We start from the raw sequence: 18,737 nt of genomic DNA, 5'->3' as shown, positions 1-18,737 counted from the left end.
TCAGTTCAGGTGTCGGTGGCCCGTCACGCCGCGGAGGCGGACGCCTTCGGCCCTCGGTGCGTCGCCGCCGGGCCGGCGTTCCAGCCCCAGCGGGGGGCCGGTACCGCGGCGTCGCGGCGCCCGTCCGTGTCGACGTCCTCGCTGTCGGTGCCGTCGACGGTCAGCTCGACGGAGCCGGGTGTGCTGCGGGCCAGTCGCAGCGAGTGCTCGGCGCCGGTGCGGGCCGCGCACGGCCAGGACTGCCCGGCGCACTGGAGGTTGCGGCAGTGGCCCTCGTCGTCCGGCTCGTGTGCGCTCAGCACGTCGACAGCCAACTGCCACAGCAGCGGGTCGGTCACGTCGTGCGGGCGCTCGGCGGTGCGGCTAGGTCGGTTGCTGGTGTCGTCGGACATCGTGGGCCCCCCTCGTCAGGCTGTACCCCCCAAGGGTCACCCGTCAGCCGCCGGCTAAACCGCCGACCTGCTGTGATGTGTCTCTGGTCGCAGCTCGACCGCGGACGCCGCACGCGAATCGGTCAGTCCGGCAGGAGCGGCATCTCCACGCCCGGCTCCCGACCGAGCAACACCGCCCGGGTGAGCGCCGCTGATCCGAACCGGTCGCGGACCGCGTCGACAGCAGCGTCCAGATCGGACCCGACGTCCGGCTGGAACGGCAGCTCCGGCTGGACCGGGTTGTCGTCGAGGTTGCCCACCGAGATACCGATCAGTGTGACACCACGGCGATCGATCTCGGGCAGCGCGGCGCGCAGCAATGCACGCGCGGCGGCGAGCAGTGGCGTGGTGTCCGCCGTCGCCTTACCCACCGTGTGCGAGCGGGTCGCCCGGGTGTAGTCGCCGAAGCGCAGCCGCAACACCACAGTGCGGCCGGACCGCCCGGCCGTCCGCATCCGCCGGCTGACCCGGTCGACAAGGCCGGCGAGGATGGCGTCCAGCTCCGTCGAGGCGTGCGGGGTACGACTCAGCGCGTGCTGCGCGCCCATCGAACCGCGCCGCCGCCCCACCTGCACCGCCCGGGGGTCGCGATTGTGTGCCAGCGCGTGCAGGTGCCGGCCGGCGCCCGCACCGAGCAGCGACACCAGCGCCGCCTCACCGAGGCGGGCCACCTCCCCGACGGTACGGATCCGGCGTTCGCGCAGCTTGGCGGCCGTGACCGGGCCGACGCCCCAGAGCCGTTCCACAGGCAGTGGGTGCAGGAACGCCAGCTCGGCGTCCGGTGCGACCACCAGCAGGCCGTCCGGTTTCGCCACTCCGCTGGCCACCTTGGCCAGGAACTTCGTGCGGGCCACCCCCACCGTGATCGGCAGGTGGACCCGGTCGCTGACCTCCCGGCGCAGTCGTTCGGCGATCTCGGCCGGTGGCCCGACCAGCCGCCGCAGGCCACCCACGTCGAGGAACGCCTCGTCGATGGAGAGACCCTCGACCAGCGGTGTGGTCTGCCGGAAGATCTCGAAGACCGCGCGACTCGCCGCCGTGTACGCCGACATCCGTGGCGGCACGACGATCGCGTCCGGGCAGAGCCGACGCGCCTGCTGGCCGCCCATCGCGCTGCGGACGCCGCGCGCCTTCGCCTCGTAGCTGGCCGCGAGCACCACGCCGCCGCCGACGATCACCGGCCGCCCGCGTAGGCGCGGGTCGTCGCGCTGCTCGACCGACGCGTAGAACGCGTCCAGGTCGGCGTGCAGGATGCTGGCGCCGGGCGACACGTACACATGTTCGCATGACGCCCGGCCGACGCGGCAGTGAGCTGGGCGAACGCCCGATCAGTCGAGGCAGAACTCGTTGCCCTCAGGGTCGGCCATGATGAGATGACCGGCGCCCAACGGGGGAGCGGGCTCGTGTCGACTGAGCCGTTCGGCGCCGTGCGAGACGAGCCGTTCGGCCTCCGCCTCCAGGGCCGCCATCCGCTCGTCACCCTCCAACCCGGGGGCCGCACGGACGTCGAGGTGGACGCGGTTCTTCACCTGCTTGTGCTCCGGCACCCGCTGGAAGAACAGCCGCGGTCGCGTGCCCTCGGGGTCGACCACCGCCGACGCGTCGTTGCGGTTCTCCGGCGGCACACCCATCGCCTCCAACGCCTGGTCCCAGGACTCGAAGTCTCCGGGCGGGGCCTGCACCTGGTAGCCGAGCGCCTCGGCCCAGAACGTGGCCAACCGGGCCGGGTCGGCGCAGTCGAACGTGATCTGGACGTCGCGGGTCACTGTGGGTCCCTGCTTCCTGATCTGGTCGGTCATGATCCCAGCCTCCCCCGGATAGCGGACAGGGTCGTTCCGCTATCCGTGCAACGATCGACGGGTGACCGTCGAGGCGACGACCGAGCGGGTGCTGCGCCTGCTGGCGCTGCTGCAACGACGACTGTCCTGGACGGCCGCCGAACTCGCCGCCGAACTGGGGGTCACCGACCGTTGCGTGCGCCGCGACGTGCAGCGCCTGCGGACGCTCGGCTATCCCGTGCACGCGGTGTCGGGCGTCGGCGGCGGCTATCAACTCGGTGCGGGCACCCGGCTGCCGCCGTTGCTCCTGGACGACGAGGAGGCGATCGCCACGGCGGTGTCGCTGCGTCTCGCCTCCGGGGGCACTGTCGCCGGGGCGAGCGAGGCGGCGCTGCGGGCACTTGCGAAGCTCGACCAGGTGATGCCGTCGCGGCTCCGCGCCGAGGTACGGGCGGTGCACGGCTCCACCGACACGCTCATCGGCCCGGTCGCCGAGATCGACGCGGAACTGCTGGTGACACTGGCCCGGTCCTGTCGGGACGGGGTACGCGTTCGATTCCACTACCCCGACCGGGGCGCTGTGGAGCAGGAACGGACGGTCGAGCCGATCCGGATGGTCACGACGGGCCGTCGCTGGTATCTGATGGCCTGGGACGTCGACCGCGACGACTGGCGGACGTTCCGGCTGGACCGGATGCGGGCGGCGATGGCGACGACCTGGCGCTTCCCGGCACGCGAGCACCCGGATCCGGTCGCCTTCGTGCAGCGGGCCGTTACCGGGGCGCCGTACCGGTACCTCGCCCGGGTGCGGGTGCACGCCCCGGCCGAGCGGGTGCGCGAGGTGGTTCCGCCCCAGGTGGGGCGGGTCGAGGACGACAGCGACGGGTGGTCCGTGCTGGTCGTCGGCGGCGACGACCTGGAGTGGCTCGCCGCGCACCTTGGCCGCCTGGATCACGAGATGGAGGTGCTGGAGCCTCCCGAGCTGCGCGAGGCCGCGGGTCGGCTCGCCCGTCGCCTCGCGGTGTTGGCCGGTGCGACGTCGGAGCCCGGCGCGCGGTGACGCAGCGTGTAGTGGCGCAGCGACACCGGGCTGCCGTCGGGAGCGGCCCAGGGCGCCGTGCTGGTGCCGAGGCACCGCCAGCCCGCGCGCTCGTACAGCGCAGCGGCCGCGGTGCCATCAGCGGCCAACTCCAGCACCAGGTCCGTGCCACGTTTCTCCGCCCACCGGCGGGCCCGGTCCAGCAGCGCGCTGCCCAACGCCAACCCCCGGGCTTTCGGCGCTACGAAGAGACGAGCCACCTCGGCCGTAGGCCGCCCGTCCACCTGATCGGGGATCCGATGCACGGCGACATGCCCGACGACGGCCGCGTCGGCGTCGACGGCGACCCAGGCCCGCGCCGGGTGCGGTTCGCGCAGCCAACGGTGCGGGTCGGCGGGCCAGTTCAGCGGGTACCGGTCGACCCGGTGAACCTCGGCGAGCGCTGCGACGCAGCCGTCCAGATCGGTGGCGCGCCGCCGACGGACAGCGGGTCGGTTCACAGGTCGTCGAACGGGCCGGCGTAGCGGAACTCGCCCCGGACCGACTCACGCCACGCGTGCGACGGTCGAGCCATGAAGTACTGCGGCCCCCACGGCTGTGGCGGAGTCACGCCCAGCTCGACGGCGGGCCGGAACCCGAAGCGCGGGTAGTAGTCGGGGTGCCCGAGCAGCACCACGAGCGGTTCGTCCCGCGCGTCGGCCGCGCCGAGCACCGCGTGCATCAACGCGCTGCCGACCCCACGCCGCTGCCAGTCGGGCAGCACGCCCAGCGGCCCCAGGCCCAGCGCGACGGGCGCACCGCCCACCAGGCCGCGGGTGGCCACCACGTGCCCGACCACCTGGCCGTCCGAATCGGTCGCCACCAGGGAGTACGCGGGCAGCCAGCCCTCGTCGGCGCGCAGCGCGTCGACGAGCGTCGCCTCGACCGGCACGGCGTCGCCGTCGGCCTTGGCGAAAGCGGCGGAGTGCACCGCCCGAATGGCGTCGACGTCGGCGGGTGTCTCGCGTCTGATCAGCACCGCGCCACCATATTCGCGGTGAGTCGCCGGCTCCACGCGTTTATCGCAGGCACCGATGTGCCGGCGGTCGCGTCGGCCGCCCGGCCGACCGACGTGCAACGGCGATGGTTGTGCCTGGTGGCTGCTGTGCCTGGCGGTCGTCGTACCTGACAGTCGTGGTGGCTGGCGGTCGTGGTGGCCGGCGGCGGCACTTCGCGGACATGACGGGGAAACGGCTGATGTCTGTGAGTCATCAAGATGCCGCCCAGTCATCAAGCGATCCGCGATCCGCGATCCGAGCGGCCGTGGCCCAGCCAGGGCCTGCGGGCCGCCCCCGGGCCTGGGGCCTCTCTGGTCCGCGCGTGCGGCCCGTGCCGGCTGGCCGGGCGTGATCTCAGCCGACGGCGGTCGCGGAGGGCGGGGCGCTGCCGCCCTGGGGTGCCTCCGGGGTCATCAACCGGATGATCTCCGCCTGGTCGGCGGGCGAGGGCAGCCCCCATTCCGGCCGGTAGCCGTACACCTCGTGCAGTGGGGTGGAGCCGGTGCGGCCGTCCAGGATCTCCACGGCCTCGGTGCCGATCAGGCCGGGGTGTTCGACGCCGCAGGCCTCGGCGACCTTGGTCAGGTCCCGGCGCAGCGTCCGCAGGTAGTTGGCCGCCCGGACCGACTTCAACGTCGGGTCCAGGCCCCGGGCGAGCCACGCGTTCTGGGTGGCGACGCCGGTGGGGCAGGTGTCGGTGTGGCACTTCTGCGCCTGGATGCAGCCGATCGCCAGCATCGCCTCGCGACCGACGTTGACCAGGTCGCAGCCGAGCGCGAACGCCACTATGGCGTTGTCCGGCAGTCCGAGCTTGCCGCCGCCGACGAAGACCACCTGCTCATGCAGGTCGTGCTCGGCGAAGATCTTGTACACCCGGGAGAAGCCCTGCTGGAACGGGAGCGACACGGAGTCGGTGAAGATCAGTGGTGCGGCGCCGGTGCCGCCCTCGCCGCCGTCGACCGTCACGAAGTCCACACCCCGGCCGGTGTCCCGCATCAGGGTCGCCAGTTCCTGCCAGAAGTCCAGGTCACCGACCGCCGACTTGATGCCGACCGGCAGTCCTGTCTCGGCGGCCAGCAACTCCACCCAGTCGAGCAAACTGTCGCAGTCGGAGAACTCGGCGTGCCGGGACGGGCTGACGCAGTCCTGACCAGCCGGGATGCCCCGGGTGGCGGCGATCTCGGCGGACACCTTCGCCCCGGGCAGCAGCCCACCGAGGCTCGGCTTGGCGCCCTGGCTCAGCTTGATCTCCAGCGCCCGCACCGGCGCGCCGGAGACCAGGTCCTTCAGCCGGTCGAGGCTGAACCGGCCGTGTTCGTCACGGCAGCCGAAGTACGCGGTGGCGAGTTGGAAGACCAGCTCACCGCCGTTGCGGTGGTACGGCGACAGGCCGCCCTCGCCGGTGTTCTGCAGGCAGCCGGCGAGCGCCGCGCCCTTGTTGAGCGCCGTGATGGCGTTGCCGGAGAGCGAGCCGAAGCTCATCCCGGAGATGTTGACGACCGACTCCGGTCGGAACGCCCGGGCGCGACCCCGTGCCGCGCCGAGCACCTTGGCGCAGGGCAACCGCACGTCGTGCCCGGCGGTCGGTGAGGACGGCGGCACGGCGCGACCGAACGTGCGGTGCTTGATGATCGGGTACCCGGGGGTGTACTCGATGTCGTTGTCAGTGCCGAAACCGAAGTAGTTGTTCTCCTGCTTGGCCGACGCGTACACCCAGCGGCGCTGGTCACGGGTGAACGGCCGCTCCTCGTTGTTGCCGGCCACGATGTACTGCCGAAGCTCCGGCCCGATCGTCTCCAACAGGTAGCGGGCGCGCCCGAGGACCGGGAAGTTGCGCCGCAGCGCGTGGTCGCGCTGGATCAGGTCCCGCGCGGCGAGGGCCGCGACGGCGGCGGCGACGGCGGGTACGGCTCGACGGGCCCAGGTCATGCCCGGGACTCTTTCCGCCGAGGCGGCGGATCAAACCGGTGAGCTGGCTGGTGGCGGTACGGGTGCGCCCCGCACCGCCACCACTCGCTCAGCGGTGTCGGAACGACTCCCGGACCGATCCGCCGACGATCGTGCACCACGTGCTCGTGCTGAGCTTGCCGTTGCGCGGCAGCCCGTGCAGCGCCTGAAGGTCCTGCACCGCCCTCCGGGTGGCGTGGTCGTACGCTCCGGTGACGGTGACCGCGTACCCCTTGGTGGCGAGGATTTCCTGCACGGCCGTGACCGGCGCTCCGGCGGCGTGCTGGTCCAGCTCCGGAGCGAGGGTCTCCCAGGTCGGCGTGGTGAGTGTGGCGTCCACATCCACAGCGATGCCGTTGCGGGCCTGCCAGTCCTGCACCGCCGCGACGGTAGCGGCGTCGAACGTGCCGCTGACGGTCACCGGGTAACCCCGGTAGGCGAGCAGGTGCTGCACCACCCGGACCGACGGGGAGTTGACGAAACGCCACAGGTCCGGCCAGCGGCGCGCCGGCACGTCACCGAGCTTGGTGCCAAGGGCGGCGTGCACCCGCCGCCGCAGGTCGGGGAACTGCCGGTAGAAGGCCGCGCCCGGGCACTCGGTGGTGCGGAAGTCCCAGTGGCCGAAGATGTCGTGCGCGTGCAGCCCGTACTGCCGGCAGATCGCGACGCAGAGCTTGACCAGGGAGTCGGTCAACGCCTCGGGTGGCGTCTCGGTGACGTAGGTGCCCTCGTTCTCGATGCCGATGGCCCGGCCGTTCTCACCCGGACAGTGCGCCGAGATCATCTGTCGGTCGCCGGCTTCCAGGCGCTCCAGGCTGCCCCGGCGGCCCTCCAGCACGTAACCGCCGCGGCTCACAGTGAAGTGCTGGCCGGTGTCCGACCAGCCGTTGCCGTCCATGTGCAGGTCCTGGCAGTCGTGGGCCAGCTTGACCGCCTGCTCGCGGGAGTAGTCGGTGACGTTCGGGAACGCCATGTGGTGCACGATGATCTTGTTGGTGGCGATGGCGCTCACCGACAGCGGGTCCTTCGGTGGGCGGGCGGCCCACTCGTCACAGCTGATGATCCAGTCCAGGTCGGTGCCCGGCGCGGCCTGCGCCGCGTTCGGGAAGGCGAGTTCGCTTCCGACGACGGCGACAGTGGCGGCGCCGAGACCGGCCCGCAGCAGCGTCCGGCGATCCACTTCGGAATGGTCGACGTGCATTGCATCTCCTCCTGCGGCCGACGGCGGGGGGATGAAAAATAGCTCCAGTGGCCGCACGTACTTCGGAGAATATTGCCAAGACTCGCCCGCGCGCTAGAGGGCGTCCACCCCCGACGGGCAGCTGGAAAAGCGATCGACCAAAAGATCAATGTCCCGCTAACCTGGCCGCTGACTCGGGGGTGGAAGATGAAACTTGGTGAGGCGCTGACCGAACGCGCCGAGGCCGCACGACGGGTCGAGCAGCTGCGGACCCGGATCAATGGCAGCGCCCGGTACCAGGAGGGCGAACTGCCTCCGGAGGACGCCACGGTGCTCCTGACCGAGCTGGACCAGGTCCTCGACAACCTGGAGACGCTGATCCGGCGCATCAACCGGACCAACGCCGCGGTGCCGGTCGACGACCTCGGCACGCTCACGGACGCGTTGGCCCGGCGGGACGTCCTGCGACTGCGGCACGCCGCCATCACGGCGGCCGCCGACGCCGCCGCCGGTAGCGGCCGTGGTCACCTGGCCCGGCAGCTCCGCTCCGAGCTGAAGATGCTCGCGGCGTTGCCGGTCGCCGAGCTTCGGGAACGCGCCGACGGGCTCGCGGGGCAGCTCCGCGAGCTCGAGGTGCGGATTCAGCGCACCAACTGGGAGGCTGACCTGCTGGACTGACCCATCCCAGCAGCGATGTGGAGCAGGTAGCCGTCGTGGAGGCGTGTACACACAGGTCCGGGCTGTAACCCCGGAACCCTTCTTGGCGCGCGGTGGGCAGCGCGGGGTTCGACTCCCCAAGAACAATGCAGCCCAGCACCGAGGACAGGTAACACCGCAACATGCACACCTCATCACCACGTACAGATCCTCGACGGCGAGGGCGGGTTCGGGGCACTCCACATCCGCGCGGCCGCGTGCTGTTCGCTCACCGACACCCGGTCGTGAGGGGCGGCCCTTCCTGGTCGGCGTTTCCGCGCGTCGGGTCGGGGGTAGGTCCGGGGCTGACCGTTCCGGCTGCCCCTTTTAAGGAATGACCAGATGAGTGACAACGTCAGCGACGCGGTGGGCGACGCTCTCCGCTCGGTGATGCTCTTCCTGCCCAAGGCCGTCGCCTTCCTGGCGATCCTGGTGGCCGGATGGCTGATCGCCAAGGCCGTACTGAAGATCGTGGAGAAGATCCTCGAACGGGTGGGCTTCGACCGCGCCGTCGAACGCGGCGGCATCCGCCGCGCGTTGAGCCGCTCCCGGTACGACGCCAGCGACATCGTCGCGAAGCTCGTCTACTACGCGGTGCTGCTGTTCACCCTTCAGCTCGCCTTCGGCATCTGGGGGCCGAACCCGATCTCCGACCTGCTCGGCGCGGTGATCGCGTGGCTGCCCCGGGCCTTCGTCGCGATCGTCATCGTCGTGGTCGCCGCCGCCATCGCCAACGCGGTCAAGGACATCATCAGCGGCGCGCTCGGCGGTCTGTCGTACGGCCGGGTGCTGGCCACCATCGCCTCGGTGTTCATCCTCGGCCTCGGTGTCATCGCCGCCCTGAATCAGATCGGCGTGGCCACCGCGGTCACCACTCCGGTGCTGATCGCCGTGCTGGCCACTATCGGTGGCATCCTCGTCGTCGGTGTCGGCGGCGGGCTGATCCGTCCGATGCAGAGCCGTTGGGAGTCGTGGCTGACCCGCGCCGAGCAGGAGTCGCAGCTGATCGCCGAGCACGCCCAGGCGTACCGGGCCGGTCGCCGCGATGCCGAGGCGGAGCTGGCGCGCGCGTCGACCACCACCAGCAGCGGCGCGGAGGCCACCCAGGTGGTGCCCCGGCCGGCCGATGCCGACGCCACCCAGGTGGTGACCCGGCCCACCGACCCGGAGGCCACCCAGGTCGTCCATTTCCCGGCCACCTCCGACGCCACCCAGGTGGTCAGCGGCTCGGAGGTCACCCAGGTGGTGGGCGCCGGTGTCGACCCCGACGCGACCCAGGTGGTCCGGGGCGGCACCGACCACGCGGTGCCCGGGCAGCGCACCAGTGACGACAGCGAGACCACCACTGTCATTCCGCCGGTCGACCGGCGCTGACACCAGCGGTACGTCAGCGGGGCGGGATCGATCTGATCCCGCCCCGCCGCGCGTTGGCGGTCCCGCCTCGCCCGCCCGGCGCGCTGAAAGCGCTGGCCGCAGCCGCGCCGGTTGTCTAGCATCGCGGGCATGACCTGGCGACATTGATCCAGCAGCGTCGGCCGATCCCGTGGGCCACCACGGGCACCGCACCTCCGGTGTCCGTCTCCACTCCCACGGGAAGGCCCCATGACCCCCATCGCTTCGCGTGTGCCCGACCCGGCGGTCCGTCGGCTGACGGCGACCCTCTACGGGTACGCGTTCCTCAGTGACCTCGTCCTGCTCTACCCGCTGTACGTGGTGTTCTTCGCCGACACCGGGCTGTCGGTGGGGCAGATCGCGTCGCTCTTCGTCATCTGGTCGGCCGCCGGCATCCTGTTCGAGGTGCCCTCCGGCGCCTGGGCCGACGTGCTGTCCCGCCGGCTGCTGCTGTGCCTCGCGCCGCTGGTGGCCGCCGCCGGTTTCGCGCTCTGGGTGCTGGTGCCGTCGTACCCGGCGTTCGCCGTCGGTTTCCTGCTCTGGGGCGCCGGTGGCGCACTGGTCTCCGGCGCACTGGAGGCGTTGGTCTGGACCGAGTTGGACCGGCTCGGCGCGGTCGGCCGGTACGCCCGGGTGCTCGGCCGCGCGCGGACGGCGGGTGTGCTGGGCGTGGTGCTCTCCGGAGTGCTCGCCGGCCCGGTGCTCGCGGCCGGCGGGTACCCGGCGGTCGGCGCGGCCAGCGTGCTCGCCTGCCTGCTCGCCACGCTCGTCGCCACCCGGCTTCCGGAGCACCGCGCGCTCGCCGCCGTACGCGTCCCGGTCGCCGAGCCTGCGATGGCCGCCCGGCCGCTGGGCGCCGCACCACCCCGGCAGGACGAGCCCGCGAGCCCGGACGACGATGGTGACCTGGGGTGGTGGGACACGTTGCGCGCCGGAGTGGCGCAGGTCCGCACCCGTCCGCCGGTGCGGGGCGCCGTGCTGCTGGTGGCCGTTGTCGCCGCCGACTGGGGTGCCCTGGACGAGTACACGCCGCTGCTGGCCCTGGACACCGGCGTCGGCGCGCAGGCCGTACCCCTGCTGCTCCTGCTGCTCTGGGCCGGGGTGACAGTCGGCGGGCTGCTCGCCCCGGCGGGGGAGCGGCTGGGCAGCCGAGGGTACGCGGCGCTGTTGGGGCTGGTCGGCGTCGCGCTGGCCGGCGGTGCCCTGCTCCGACACCCGTCGGGGTTCGTGCTGATCGCGGTGGCCTTCGGCGCGGCGCAGTTGGCCACCGTGCTGGCCGACGCGCGGCTCCAGGCCCGGATCACCGGCACCAGCCGCGCCACCGTCACCTCCCTGGCGGGGATGGCCACCGACGTGCTGATCATCGTGACGTACGCCGGCTACGGCCTGCTCGCCACGGCGGCCGGCAACGCGGTGGCGTTCGCGCTGACCGCCGGGGCGTACGTCGTGGTGGCGATGGTGCTGCTGACCCGCCGCGAGCGCCGGACGGCCGTGCCCACCGGCGTCGTCGCGACGGTGCCCGGCGGCCCGGACTGACCGGGGCCCGGCGACGGCCTTCTCCGGCCGCCGCCGGGCCGCACTGTCAGCCGGCCATGTGGAGGAACGACCACTGGTGGCCGTCGAGGTCCCGGAAGCCGCGCATGTACATCGGCCCGTTGGCCATCCCCGGCCCGAGCGACTCCCCACCGGCAACCGCCGCCTGGTCGACCAGTTCGTCGACCTGCCCCCGGCTCGACGCCGACAGCCCGATGATCACCTCCCGGCTGGTCGCCGTGTCCGGCGTGGCGACCCCGGTGTACGCCTCGAAGCCCGAGCGGAGGTGCAGCACCAGGCGGGTGGTGTCGGAGACGGTGAGCACCATGCTGTCGCCGTCCGGCTCGGCCTGGTCGCTGGTGAAGCCGATCGCCCGGTAGAACTCGTTGGCGGTGGTCAGATCGCGCACCGGCAGGTTGATGAACGTCATGGTCATCGGTGGTCTCCGTCCGTTTCGAGCAGTGCCTTCAGTGCGGCGAGCCGTTCCCGCCAGTACGCCTTCAGCTCCGCGGCCTGCTCGGCCCCGGTCAGCTTCTCGTGCAGGACGCTGACCCGGGCCTTCGACTCGCCGACAGCGTCGATGCCCACGACGATCCGGGTGGGGCCGCCGGCCCAGTCGGCCCGGAAGCTGCGCGGCGCGGTGGCGGTGCGGACGCGCACCTCGACGTCGGGCAGCCAGCGGGCGCGTGCCGTCTCGTCGGCGAACGCCTCGAACAGTCGGCGCGCCGGCACGGCAACCGTCCGGCTCGCGCTTGCCTCGAAGCCACCGCCGCGTCGCTGACCCGGCGCGCGCAGGCCGCGGGCCTGCTCGTACCCGACGGTGATGGTCTGCGCCCACCAACCCGGCACCTCGTGTTCGGTGCCCAGGTGACGGGCTATGCGGGTGTGCGTCCACCCGGTGGCGGACGCGGCGTCGAGCACTGCGAACCACTCGGCCCAGCCACGGCCGGTCCGGGCGCGGATCAGGTCGTCGGCGATCCGCTCGGTCTGCGCAGCGGCAGCCGTGACGGTCGGTTCGGTAGGCGCTGGAGGGGACGCGGCGCTGGACGCCGGCTCTGCCCGATTGATCAGGTGCCGGCGGGCCGTGGTGTAGCTCTCGCCGGTCTTCTCCATCCGGGTCCGGACCCGGGCCTTGAACGATCTCTGGGTGGTCATCACATGCTCCCGGTCAACGGCACGGTCACCGGGACTCACGCTCCCGCCGACCCCGCCGGAGTGGGGCATGTGGCACCACGTCCCGAGGGCTCCAGGCCCCCTTTGCCTCCGCGTTGCCGGCGGCGTGAGCGCCGGGAGGGAGGTGCGGCGCAGGACTACGCCGACGTCATCCTACGCCCAAACGCCCGTCAGGGTTGGTCACCGTCGAGGTAGACCCACCGGCCGTCCTCGCGGACGAACCGGCTGTGTTCGGTCAACGTGCCGGGCCGGCCCGCGTCCCGGTAGTGGGCGTGGAACGTCACGGTGCCGGTGGCGTCGAGCAGGCCGCCCCGCTCGGTCTCCACGATCTCCAGTCGGGTCCACCGCTGCCCCGGGTCGAGCTCCAGGGAGGCGGGCCGGGTCGACGAGTGCCAGCTGCGCAGCAGGTAACCGGAGTCGCCGAGGGCGAAGGCGCTGAACCGGGAGCGCATCAGGGCCTCGGCCGTCGCCGGGGCGTCGCCGCCGTGCGCCGGGGCGCAGCAGTCCGCGTACGCCCGGCCGGAGCCGCACGGGCACACCCGTCCCGTCGTCGCGTTCGCCCGCCGACGTCCCGCACCCTTACCCACGTCACCATCCTGCCGCAGAGAGCCGACCCACCCCCACCCCGCCCCCGCGCCCGCCCTCGCTCCCGCGATCTTGCACTTCCTGCTGCGACATAAGCAGTAAAAAGGTGCGTATCCACAACACAAAGTGCAAGATCGCCGGGGCCGGGGCCGGGGCCGGGGCCGGGGCCGGGGTGGGGTGGGGGTGCGGGGTGCGGGGGTGCGGGGGTTAGAGCCAGCCGGAGCGGCGGAACAGGCGGTACAGGAACAGGGCTGCCGCCGCCATCAGGGTGAGGGCGCCGGCGTAGCCGTAGCGCCAGGCCAGCTCGGGCATGTGGTCGAAGTTCATGCCGTAGATGCCGGCGATGCCGGTCTGGGTGGCCGCGATGGCCGCCCAGGCGGCGATCTTGCGCATGTCGTTGTTCTGCTCCACGGCGAGCTGCGCCAGGCGCGACTGGACGATCGAGGTGAGCAGGTCGTCGTACGCGGCCACCCGGTCCACCGCCCGGCTCAGCCGGCCGTCGACGTCGACGAACCAGCGGTGCAGGGCGCGCGGCGGGCCGTCGGGTTCGAGCAGCGTCCGCATCGGCGCCTGCAACGGCAGGACCGCCCGCTTGAACTCCACCACCTCCCGTTTGAGCTGGTAGATGTGCTGGATGTCGGCCGCGCGGTCGCGGGCGAACACCGCCTCCTCGACCCGTTCCAGGTCCCGTTCGACGTGCCCGGCCACCTCCAGGTAGGAGTCGACCATGCGGGCGCAGACCGCGTACGCCACCGCCCACGGGCCCGCGGCCAGCAGCGCGGGGCGGCGCTCGATGTCGGCGCGGACGCTGCGCAGCGCCCCGGCGGCACCGTGCCGCACAGTGATGGCGAAGCGGTCACCGAGCAGCACCATGACGTCCCCGGTGTCGATCACCTCGGAGGTGTCGGTCAGCTCGTCGTGCTCCACGTACCCGGCGGTGCGCAGGACCAGCAGCGTGACCGGCCCGTGGCGCTGCACTGTGGGCCGGTGCCCGTCGGCGAGCGCCTGTTCGACGGTCAGTTCGTCGAGGCCGAAGGTCTGGCCGACCGCGGCGAGCACGGCCGGGCCGGGGTCGTGCAGCCCCAACCAGACGAAGGCGTCGCGGCCGTGCCGCGCCCTGGCGTACGCGTCGGCGTAGTGCGGTTGACCGGGCTCCCGGCGGCCGTTGACGTAGACGGCGCAGTCGACCACGGCGTCCGGGTTGGACCGGCGGGGGGTGGGGGAGCCGTCCTCGACGCGTCCGAGCAGTCGACGGGCCAGGGCTCGTACGCCCCGACCGGTCCGGTCCCGTACCGGTCGTTGATCCACCGCGTGCCTCCCCGTCGCCGGCGCACCGCCCCGATCAGGGGATGGTGCCACCGCATTCTGCCGAGCAGGGTCCGGCTCCCGACAGCGGGGCGGCGGCTTGGGCGGTGCGGGCGGCGCGGGCCTGCGGCCCGGGCTCAGGCGGGCGGTTCGGTTCAGGCCGTGCGGGTGGCGAAGACGACGACGTTGTCGACGTAGTTGCCGGTCGCCGCGTCGAACCGGCCGCCGCAGGTGATCAGGCGCAGCCCGGCGGCGTCCGCCGGGCCGTAGACCAGTGTGGTGGGGAAATGCTCCTTGGGGTACGCCCGGACGTCGTCCACTGTGAACGTGGCGACCCGCGCGTCGGCGCGGGTGACCTGTACCTGCTGCCCGGCGCGGAGCCGACCGAGGTCGAAGAAGACCGCCGGGCCGGCCGGCGAGTCGACGTGTCCCACCAGGACGGCGTTGCCGGTCTCACCGGGGCTGACGCCGTGCCGGTACCAGCCGGCGAGGGTGGGCCGATCCAGTGGCGGCACCTCCAGCACCCCTGCCGCGTCGGCGCCGACGGGGACGATGTCGGCGCGTACGTCGATGGCGGGGATCTGCACCCGGACCGGCGCGGCCGGTGGCAGCGGCGCCAGGTCCGGTGCGGGGTGGGTACGGGTCGGCGCGTCGGCCGACGGTCGTGGTGGCCGCGCCGGGTCGGCGGTGAGTCCGACGGTGATCAGCCCGAGCCCGGTCACGCCGAGCAGGGCGACCACTGCCGGTAGGGTCCGCCGCCACCACACGTGTGCACCTCCGTACCGGATCGTCGGGGTGCCCGCACCGGTGTCACCGGCGCGGGCACCCGTCTCAGGGATGGAGCGGTCGCCGATCAGGCGACAGTGGACACCGGACGGCGCCGGCGGACCAGGATCACCGCGCCGGCGAGGGCGGTGCCGAGCAGCGTGCCGCCGGCGGCGAGAGCGCCGGTGTCACGGTTGTCGCCGCCGGAGCCGGCCGGCGCGCCGCCGATCGGGGTGACGGCGAACGTGGCGGTGCCGGCCGAGCTGCCGTCGCCGCAGGTCGCCGCCACCGTGTACGTGCCCAGGGTGAACCCGGCGGTGAAGAGCTCGGCGCTCAGCCCGCCGCCGGCGGCGGCCGTGGTGGATCGGACGTTCTGGTCGCGGTTGGGGCCGGTGACCCGGAAGATGGCGTCACCCGACTTCGGGTTGCAGGTCGTCGCGGTGAGCACGACGGTCCCACCGACCGGGGTGGTGGCCGGTGACACAGTGGTGTCGGCCAGTGCGGCGCCTGGCAGCAGGAGCGTGCCGAGGCCCACGCCGAGCGCCGCCGAGCAGAGTGCTGTTGAGACCTTCATACGCGTCTTCCCTCACTTTTCGTCCGCTGACTGCGTGGGACGTCGTTCGGGTGGCCAACTCCGTGACTAGCACCGGTGTGCCCAACACTAGGTGGGTTGGGTCCTCGATCAGGTGAAAATGAGAAATCCTCGTTGCCGTCACGTGTCCACCCGAAGGCGGGGAGAGCTGCGGAAAGGCCCGGACGGCCCGACCGGCACCGGTGCTCCGATCGATGTCCATCCGGTCGGGCTGTCGTCGCTGGGCCGATGGCGAGGTATTGCCAGAGACGGCGGAAATGCACCGCCTGGTCGGCACGATCCCCGCCGGGCCGCGCGACGGATGCGCGCTCGGGTCAGCTGGCCCGGGTCGGGTCGGGCATCGGCTCGCCGGTCTCCAGCAGGGTCTTGAGACTGGCCAGCAGCTCCGGCCAGCCGCCGCTGCCGTCGAGCTGGCCGCTGATCGCCCGGTGCATTTCGCTGTCCGGGGAGAAGTCGTCGTGGATGACGGTCAGCCGGACGGTCGACCCGCTGTGCGGCTCGATCTCGAAGGTCACCGTCGACCGGCGCTCACCGAGCCGGGCGGCCAGTTCCTCGGCGGACCAGCCGAAGTGCTCGGCGTGCTCGGGCTGGAAGCCGTGCCAGCTGTAGGAGAGGCGACGGTACGGCTCGGCGACGAGCACCCGCTGGCCGAGGTCGCGAGGCTCGCCGTCCGGTGCGTCCTGCCACAGCACTGGTGACCCGACCTGCCAGTCCGAAACCAGCGCGACTCCACCCCAGTAGCGACGGGTGAACTCCGGTTCGGTGAGCGCGGACCACAGTCGCTGCGCGGTGGTGGTGACGTAGGTGGTGTAGACGAAGGTCGGGCTCTCCATGGGTTGTCGCTCCAATGCGGTGGTCAGGTCGGCCAGTGTGGCGGCGCGCTCGCGGTCGTAGCGGCTGAGCCACCGGTCGGCAATGGCGTTGATCGGGGCGGCGTTGAGGTAGTGCAGCTTCTCCCGGCCGCGCCGCACGGTCGTGACGAGATTGGCCTCCTCCAACACCGTGAGGTGCTTGCTGACGGCCTGTCGGGTGGTGGCCAGCCCGTCGCAGAGCTCCCGCAGGGTCTGGCCGTTGCGCTCGTTGAGCCGGTCCAGCAGTCGTCGCCGGCTGGGGTCGGCCAGCGCCCGAAACGCGTCGTCCATCGACCTTCCCCCGAATAGGCAACCAGTCGGTTGCCTATTACGTTAGGCAACCGATGGGTTGCGTGTCAACCTGGCGGCGGTGGCGGCAGGCGACCGGTGCGATCGTGTGGCAGCGTGGTGCGGGTGACCGACTCCGCGCCGCTCGACGTCGACCTCGCGCTGCTCGGTGGCGGCGGTGCGGCGTCGTTGCTGCTCGCCGCACTGGACCGGCACGGCGTCAGGGATCTACGGATCGCCATCGTCGACCCGGTGCGCCGACGTGGTCAGGACCGCACCTGGGCGTTCTGGGGCCACCCCGACAGCGACCTGGACCCGTTGCTCAGCGCGAGCTGGCAGCAGGTCGAGGTGGCGACGGCGGCGCGACGCCGCGTCCTGGACCTCACCCCGCTGCGGTACGCCATGCTCCGCTCCGGCCCGGTCTACGACCGGGCTGCCGACGCCGAGCGTCGCCTCGACGCCACCCGGATCGTCGCGCCCGCCGAGACGGTGCGCGACGACGGCGCCCGGGTGCTGGTGGGCACCAGCGACGGGCGCAGCGTACGGGCTGGCTGGGTGCTCGACTCCCGCCCCCGCCCGCCAGCGCGAGCGGGACGAACCACCTGGTTGCAGCACTTCCGGGGGTGGTGGCTGGAGGCGGACCGGCCGGTGTTCGACCCGACGCGGGCGGTGCTGATGGACTTCCGTACCCCGCAGCCGCCCCGGGGCGTCTCCTTCGGGTACGTGCTGCCGGTCAGCGACCGCTACGCCCTGGTCGAGTACACCGAGTTCTCGCCGGACCTGCTCACCGACGCCGGGTACGACGCGGCGCTGGCCGGCTACCGGGACCTGCTCGGGCTGGATCCGGCCGGGCTGCGGGTGCGTGAGGTGGAGAACGGGGTGATCCCGATGACCGACGCGCCGTTCCCGGCCCGGCCCACCCCTCGCGTGGTGCGGCTCGGCACGGCCGGTGGCGCGACCCGTCCCTCGACCGGCTTCACCTTCTCCGCCATGTACCGCCAGGCCGACCAGGTGGCTCGCGCCCTCGCCGTGGGACGGGCGCCGGTACCCGCGCCGGCGTACCCGAGCCGGCACCGCTGGATGGACGCTGTGGCACTGCGGGCGCTGGACCGGGGCGGGGTGGGTGGTCCCGATTTCTTCGACCGGCTCTTCGACCGCAACCCGGCCGAGCGGGTGCTGCGCTTCCTCGACGGGGGCACCACTGCGGCCGAGGAGGTCGCGATCATGAATTCGACCCGGCTGGTGCCGATGATCGCCGCGACCGCCGGTGACGCCGTACACCGGGTCCGCGACCGGCTGCGCCCCACCCGACCCGCGCCGGCCATCCCTCCCGCGGTGGTGGGTTCGGCGCCGACGGCGCGGCGCGCCGGCCCCCCGAGCGGGGAGGACGACGTCCGCGCCCGGTAGGTTGCCGGGCATGGTGGACGCGGTGGCCGGCAGGGGCGTGCAGATCTGGACCGACGGGGCGTGCAGTGGCAACCCCGGGCCGGGTGGTTGGGGCGCGCTGCTGCGTTACGGCGATCACGAGCGGGAGCTGTGCGGCGGTGAGGCCACGCCGACCACCAACAACCGGATGGAGCTGATGGCGGCCATCCAGGCGTTGGAGAGCCTGAACCGGCCGGTCACCGTGGAGCTGCACACCGACAGCACGTACGTGCGTAACGGCATCACCAGTTGGCTGGCGTCGTGGAAGCGCAACGGTTGGCGGACCGCGGCGAAGCAGCCGGTGAAGAACGCCGACCTGTGGCAGCGGTTGGAGGCGGCCTGCGAACGGCACGAGGTCACCTGGCTGTGGGTCAAGGGGCACAACGGGCACCCGGAGAACGAGCGGGCCGACGGGCTCGCCAACAAGGGCATGACCGAGGCCCGGGGCGCGCTGACCAGCCGCTGAGCCCGGGTCAGCGGGTCGCGTCGGGGTGCTTCGGCATGCTGGACCCACCGCCGCTGCTGCCCGACGAACCACCGGCGACGCCGGAGTTGTCGGGCTCGGTCACGATGTCCGGCCGGACGTCGGTGTCCGCCGGTGCGGGGACGTCGGTGTCCGCCTCGACCTGCACCAACGGCACCTGGCCGGCCTCGTCCTCACTGTGCTGCGGGTCGCCCGGCTGCTCACCTTGGCGATTTCGGTAGCCCACGCCGTGCCCC

The 18,737-nt window shown here is 72.6% G+C and carries 21 protein-coding genes; 6 read left to right on the top strand and 15 right to left on the bottom strand.

Features of this window, described 5'->3' with window-relative positions; genetic code table 11:
- Window positions 1–23: 23 nt before the first annotated feature.
- The 3 genes from OH804_RS14035 to OH804_RS14025 form a co-directional block, all read right to left on the bottom strand.
- Window positions 24–392 (bottom strand): hypothetical protein, encoded by a 369-nt coding sequence (locus OH804_RS14035; protein ID WP_196922691.1) that lies wholly within the window; start codon window positions 390–392, stop codon window positions 24–26.
- Between the two features lie 122 nt (window positions 393–514).
- Window positions 515–1,702 (bottom strand): DNA polymerase IV, encoded by a 1,188-nt coding sequence (gene dinB, locus OH804_RS14030; protein ID WP_406065589.1) that lies wholly within the window; start codon window positions 1,700–1,702, stop codon window positions 515–517.
- Between the two features lie 57 nt (window positions 1,703–1,759).
- The gene (locus OH804_RS14025) at window positions 1,760–2,230 is read right to left on the bottom strand and encodes a VOC family protein (protein WP_406065587.1); all 471 of its coding nucleotides are present in this window, start codon (window positions 2,228–2,230) and stop codon (window positions 1,760–1,762) included.
- A 61-nt stretch (window positions 2,231–2,291) separates the two neighbouring features.
- Between OH804_RS14025 and OH804_RS14020 the strand changes: the two genes are divergently transcribed.
- Window positions 2,292–3,269: a helix-turn-helix transcriptional regulator gene (locus tag OH804_RS14020; protein WP_406065585.1), complete on the top strand. Its 978-nt coding sequence runs from the start codon at window positions 2,292–2,294 to the stop codon at window positions 3,267–3,269.
- Here OH804_RS14020 and OH804_RS14015 read toward each other — a convergent pair.
- The 4 genes from OH804_RS14015 to OH804_RS14000 all read right to left on the bottom strand — a co-directional run bounded on the left by OH804_RS14015 (window position 3,161) and on the right by OH804_RS14000 (window position 7,412).
- The gene (locus tag OH804_RS14015; RefSeq protein WP_406065583.1) at window positions 3,161–3,748 is read right to left on the bottom strand and encodes a GNAT family N-acetyltransferase; all 588 of its coding nucleotides are present in this window, start codon (window positions 3,746–3,748) and stop codon (window positions 3,161–3,163) included. The genes OH804_RS14020 and OH804_RS14015 overlap by 109 nt on opposite strands.
- The gene (locus tag OH804_RS14010; protein WP_406065581.1) at window positions 3,745–4,266 is read right to left on the bottom strand and encodes a GNAT family N-acetyltransferase; all 522 of its coding nucleotides are present in this window, start codon (window positions 4,264–4,266) and stop codon (window positions 3,745–3,747) included. Before OH804_RS14010 ends, OH804_RS14015 begins: the two co-directional genes overlap by 4 nt.
- A gap of 373 nt (window positions 4,267–4,639) precedes the next feature.
- A complete protein-coding gene (locus OH804_RS14005) occupies window positions 4,640–6,214 on the bottom strand; it encodes an FMN-binding glutamate synthase family protein (protein ID WP_406065579.1) in 1,575 nt (524 codons plus the stop codon).
- Between the two features lie 88 nt (window positions 6,215–6,302).
- Complete coding sequence (locus tag OH804_RS14000) at window positions 6,303–7,412, bottom strand: peptidoglycan-binding protein (protein WP_406065578.1); 1,110 nt, start codon at window positions 7,410–7,412, stop codon at window positions 6,303–6,305.
- A 207-nt stretch (window positions 7,413–7,619) separates the two neighbouring features.
- Between OH804_RS14000 and OH804_RS13995 the strand changes: the two genes are divergently transcribed.
- From OH804_RS13995 to OH804_RS13985, 3 genes are all read left to right on the top strand, one after another.
- On the top strand, window positions 7,620–8,090 hold the full coding sequence (locus tag OH804_RS13995; RefSeq protein ID WP_196922698.1) for a DIP1984 family protein: 471 nt from the start codon (window positions 7,620–7,622) through the stop codon (window positions 8,088–8,090).
- 360 nt (window positions 8,091–8,450) lie between these two features.
- The gene (locus OH804_RS13990) at window positions 8,451–9,482 is read left to right on the top strand and encodes a mechanosensitive ion channel family protein (protein ID WP_406065575.1); all 1,032 of its coding nucleotides are present in this window, start codon (window positions 8,451–8,453) and stop codon (window positions 9,480–9,482) included.
- Between the two features lie 228 nt (window positions 9,483–9,710).
- On the top strand, window positions 9,711–11,036 hold the full coding sequence (locus OH804_RS13985) for an MFS transporter (protein ID WP_406065573.1): 1,326 nt from the start codon (window positions 9,711–9,713) through the stop codon (window positions 11,034–11,036).
- Between the two features lie 46 nt (window positions 11,037–11,082).
- On the opposite strand, the gene OH804_RS13980 is transcribed toward OH804_RS13985, so the two are convergent.
- The 7 genes from OH804_RS13980 to OH804_RS13950 all read right to left on the bottom strand — a co-directional run bounded on the left by OH804_RS13980 (window position 11,083) and on the right by OH804_RS13950 (window position 16,595).
- Window positions 11,083–11,469, bottom strand: coding sequence for a VOC family protein (locus tag OH804_RS13980; RefSeq protein ID WP_406065571.1), 387 nt, complete (start codon window positions 11,467–11,469; stop codon window positions 11,083–11,085).
- Window positions 11,466–12,188 (bottom strand): hypothetical protein, encoded by a 723-nt coding sequence (locus tag OH804_RS13975; protein ID WP_406065569.1) that lies wholly within the window; start codon window positions 12,186–12,188, stop codon window positions 11,466–11,468. Before OH804_RS13975 ends, OH804_RS13980 begins: the two co-directional genes overlap by 4 nt.
- 188 nt (window positions 12,189–12,376) lie before the next feature.
- Window positions 12,377–12,793 (bottom strand): YchJ family protein, encoded by a 417-nt coding sequence (locus OH804_RS13970; protein ID WP_196922702.1) that lies wholly within the window; start codon window positions 12,791–12,793, stop codon window positions 12,377–12,379.
- 205 nt (window positions 12,794–12,998) lie between these two features.
- On the bottom strand, window positions 12,999–14,099 hold the full coding sequence (locus OH804_RS13965; RefSeq protein WP_406065567.1) for a magnesium and cobalt transport protein CorA: 1,101 nt from the start codon (window positions 14,097–14,099) through the stop codon (window positions 12,999–13,001).
- A gap of 152 nt (window positions 14,100–14,251) precedes the next feature.
- Window positions 14,252–14,863, bottom strand: a complete 612-nt coding sequence (locus OH804_RS13960; protein WP_196922704.1) for a class F sortase — start codon at window positions 14,861–14,863, stop codon at window positions 14,252–14,254.
- Between the two features lie 86 nt (window positions 14,864–14,949).
- Window positions 14,950–15,435, bottom strand: a complete 486-nt coding sequence (locus OH804_RS13955; protein ID WP_406065565.1) for a hypothetical protein — start codon at window positions 15,433–15,435, stop codon at window positions 14,950–14,952.
- A 332-nt stretch (window positions 15,436–15,767) separates the two neighbouring features.
- Complete coding sequence (locus tag OH804_RS13950; protein ID WP_406065563.1) at window positions 15,768–16,595, bottom strand: ArsR/SmtB family transcription factor; 828 nt, start codon at window positions 16,593–16,595, stop codon at window positions 15,768–15,770.
- Between the two features lie 123 nt (window positions 16,596–16,718).
- Between OH804_RS13950 and OH804_RS13945 the strand changes: the two genes are divergently transcribed.
- Together OH804_RS13945 and rnhA are read left to right on the top strand one after the other, a co-directional pair.
- Window positions 16,719–17,999: a lycopene cyclase family protein gene (locus tag OH804_RS13945; protein WP_406065561.1), complete on the top strand. Its 1,281-nt coding sequence runs from the start codon at window positions 16,719–16,721 to the stop codon at window positions 17,997–17,999.
- 10 nt (window positions 18,000–18,009) lie between these two features.
- Window positions 18,010–18,483, top strand: coding sequence for a ribonuclease HI (gene rnhA / locus OH804_RS13940; RefSeq protein ID WP_196922707.1), 474 nt, complete (start codon window positions 18,010–18,012; stop codon window positions 18,481–18,483).
- Between the two features lie 7 nt (window positions 18,484–18,490).
- On the opposite strand, the gene OH804_RS13935 is transcribed toward rnhA, so the two are convergent.
- A complete protein-coding gene (locus OH804_RS13935) occupies window positions 18,491–18,727 on the bottom strand; it encodes a preprotein translocase YidC (RefSeq protein WP_196922708.1) in 237 nt (78 codons plus the stop codon).
- Between the last annotated feature and the right edge of the window lie 10 nt (window positions 18,728–18,737).

The sequence above is a fragment of the Micromonospora sp. NBC_00860 genome (assembly GCF_045207375.1).
Taxonomy (GTDB): Bacteria; Actinomycetota; Actinomycetes; order Mycobacteriales; family Micromonosporaceae; genus Micromonospora; species Micromonospora vinacea.
This window is presented reverse-complemented; position numbering and strand designations above follow the sequence as displayed.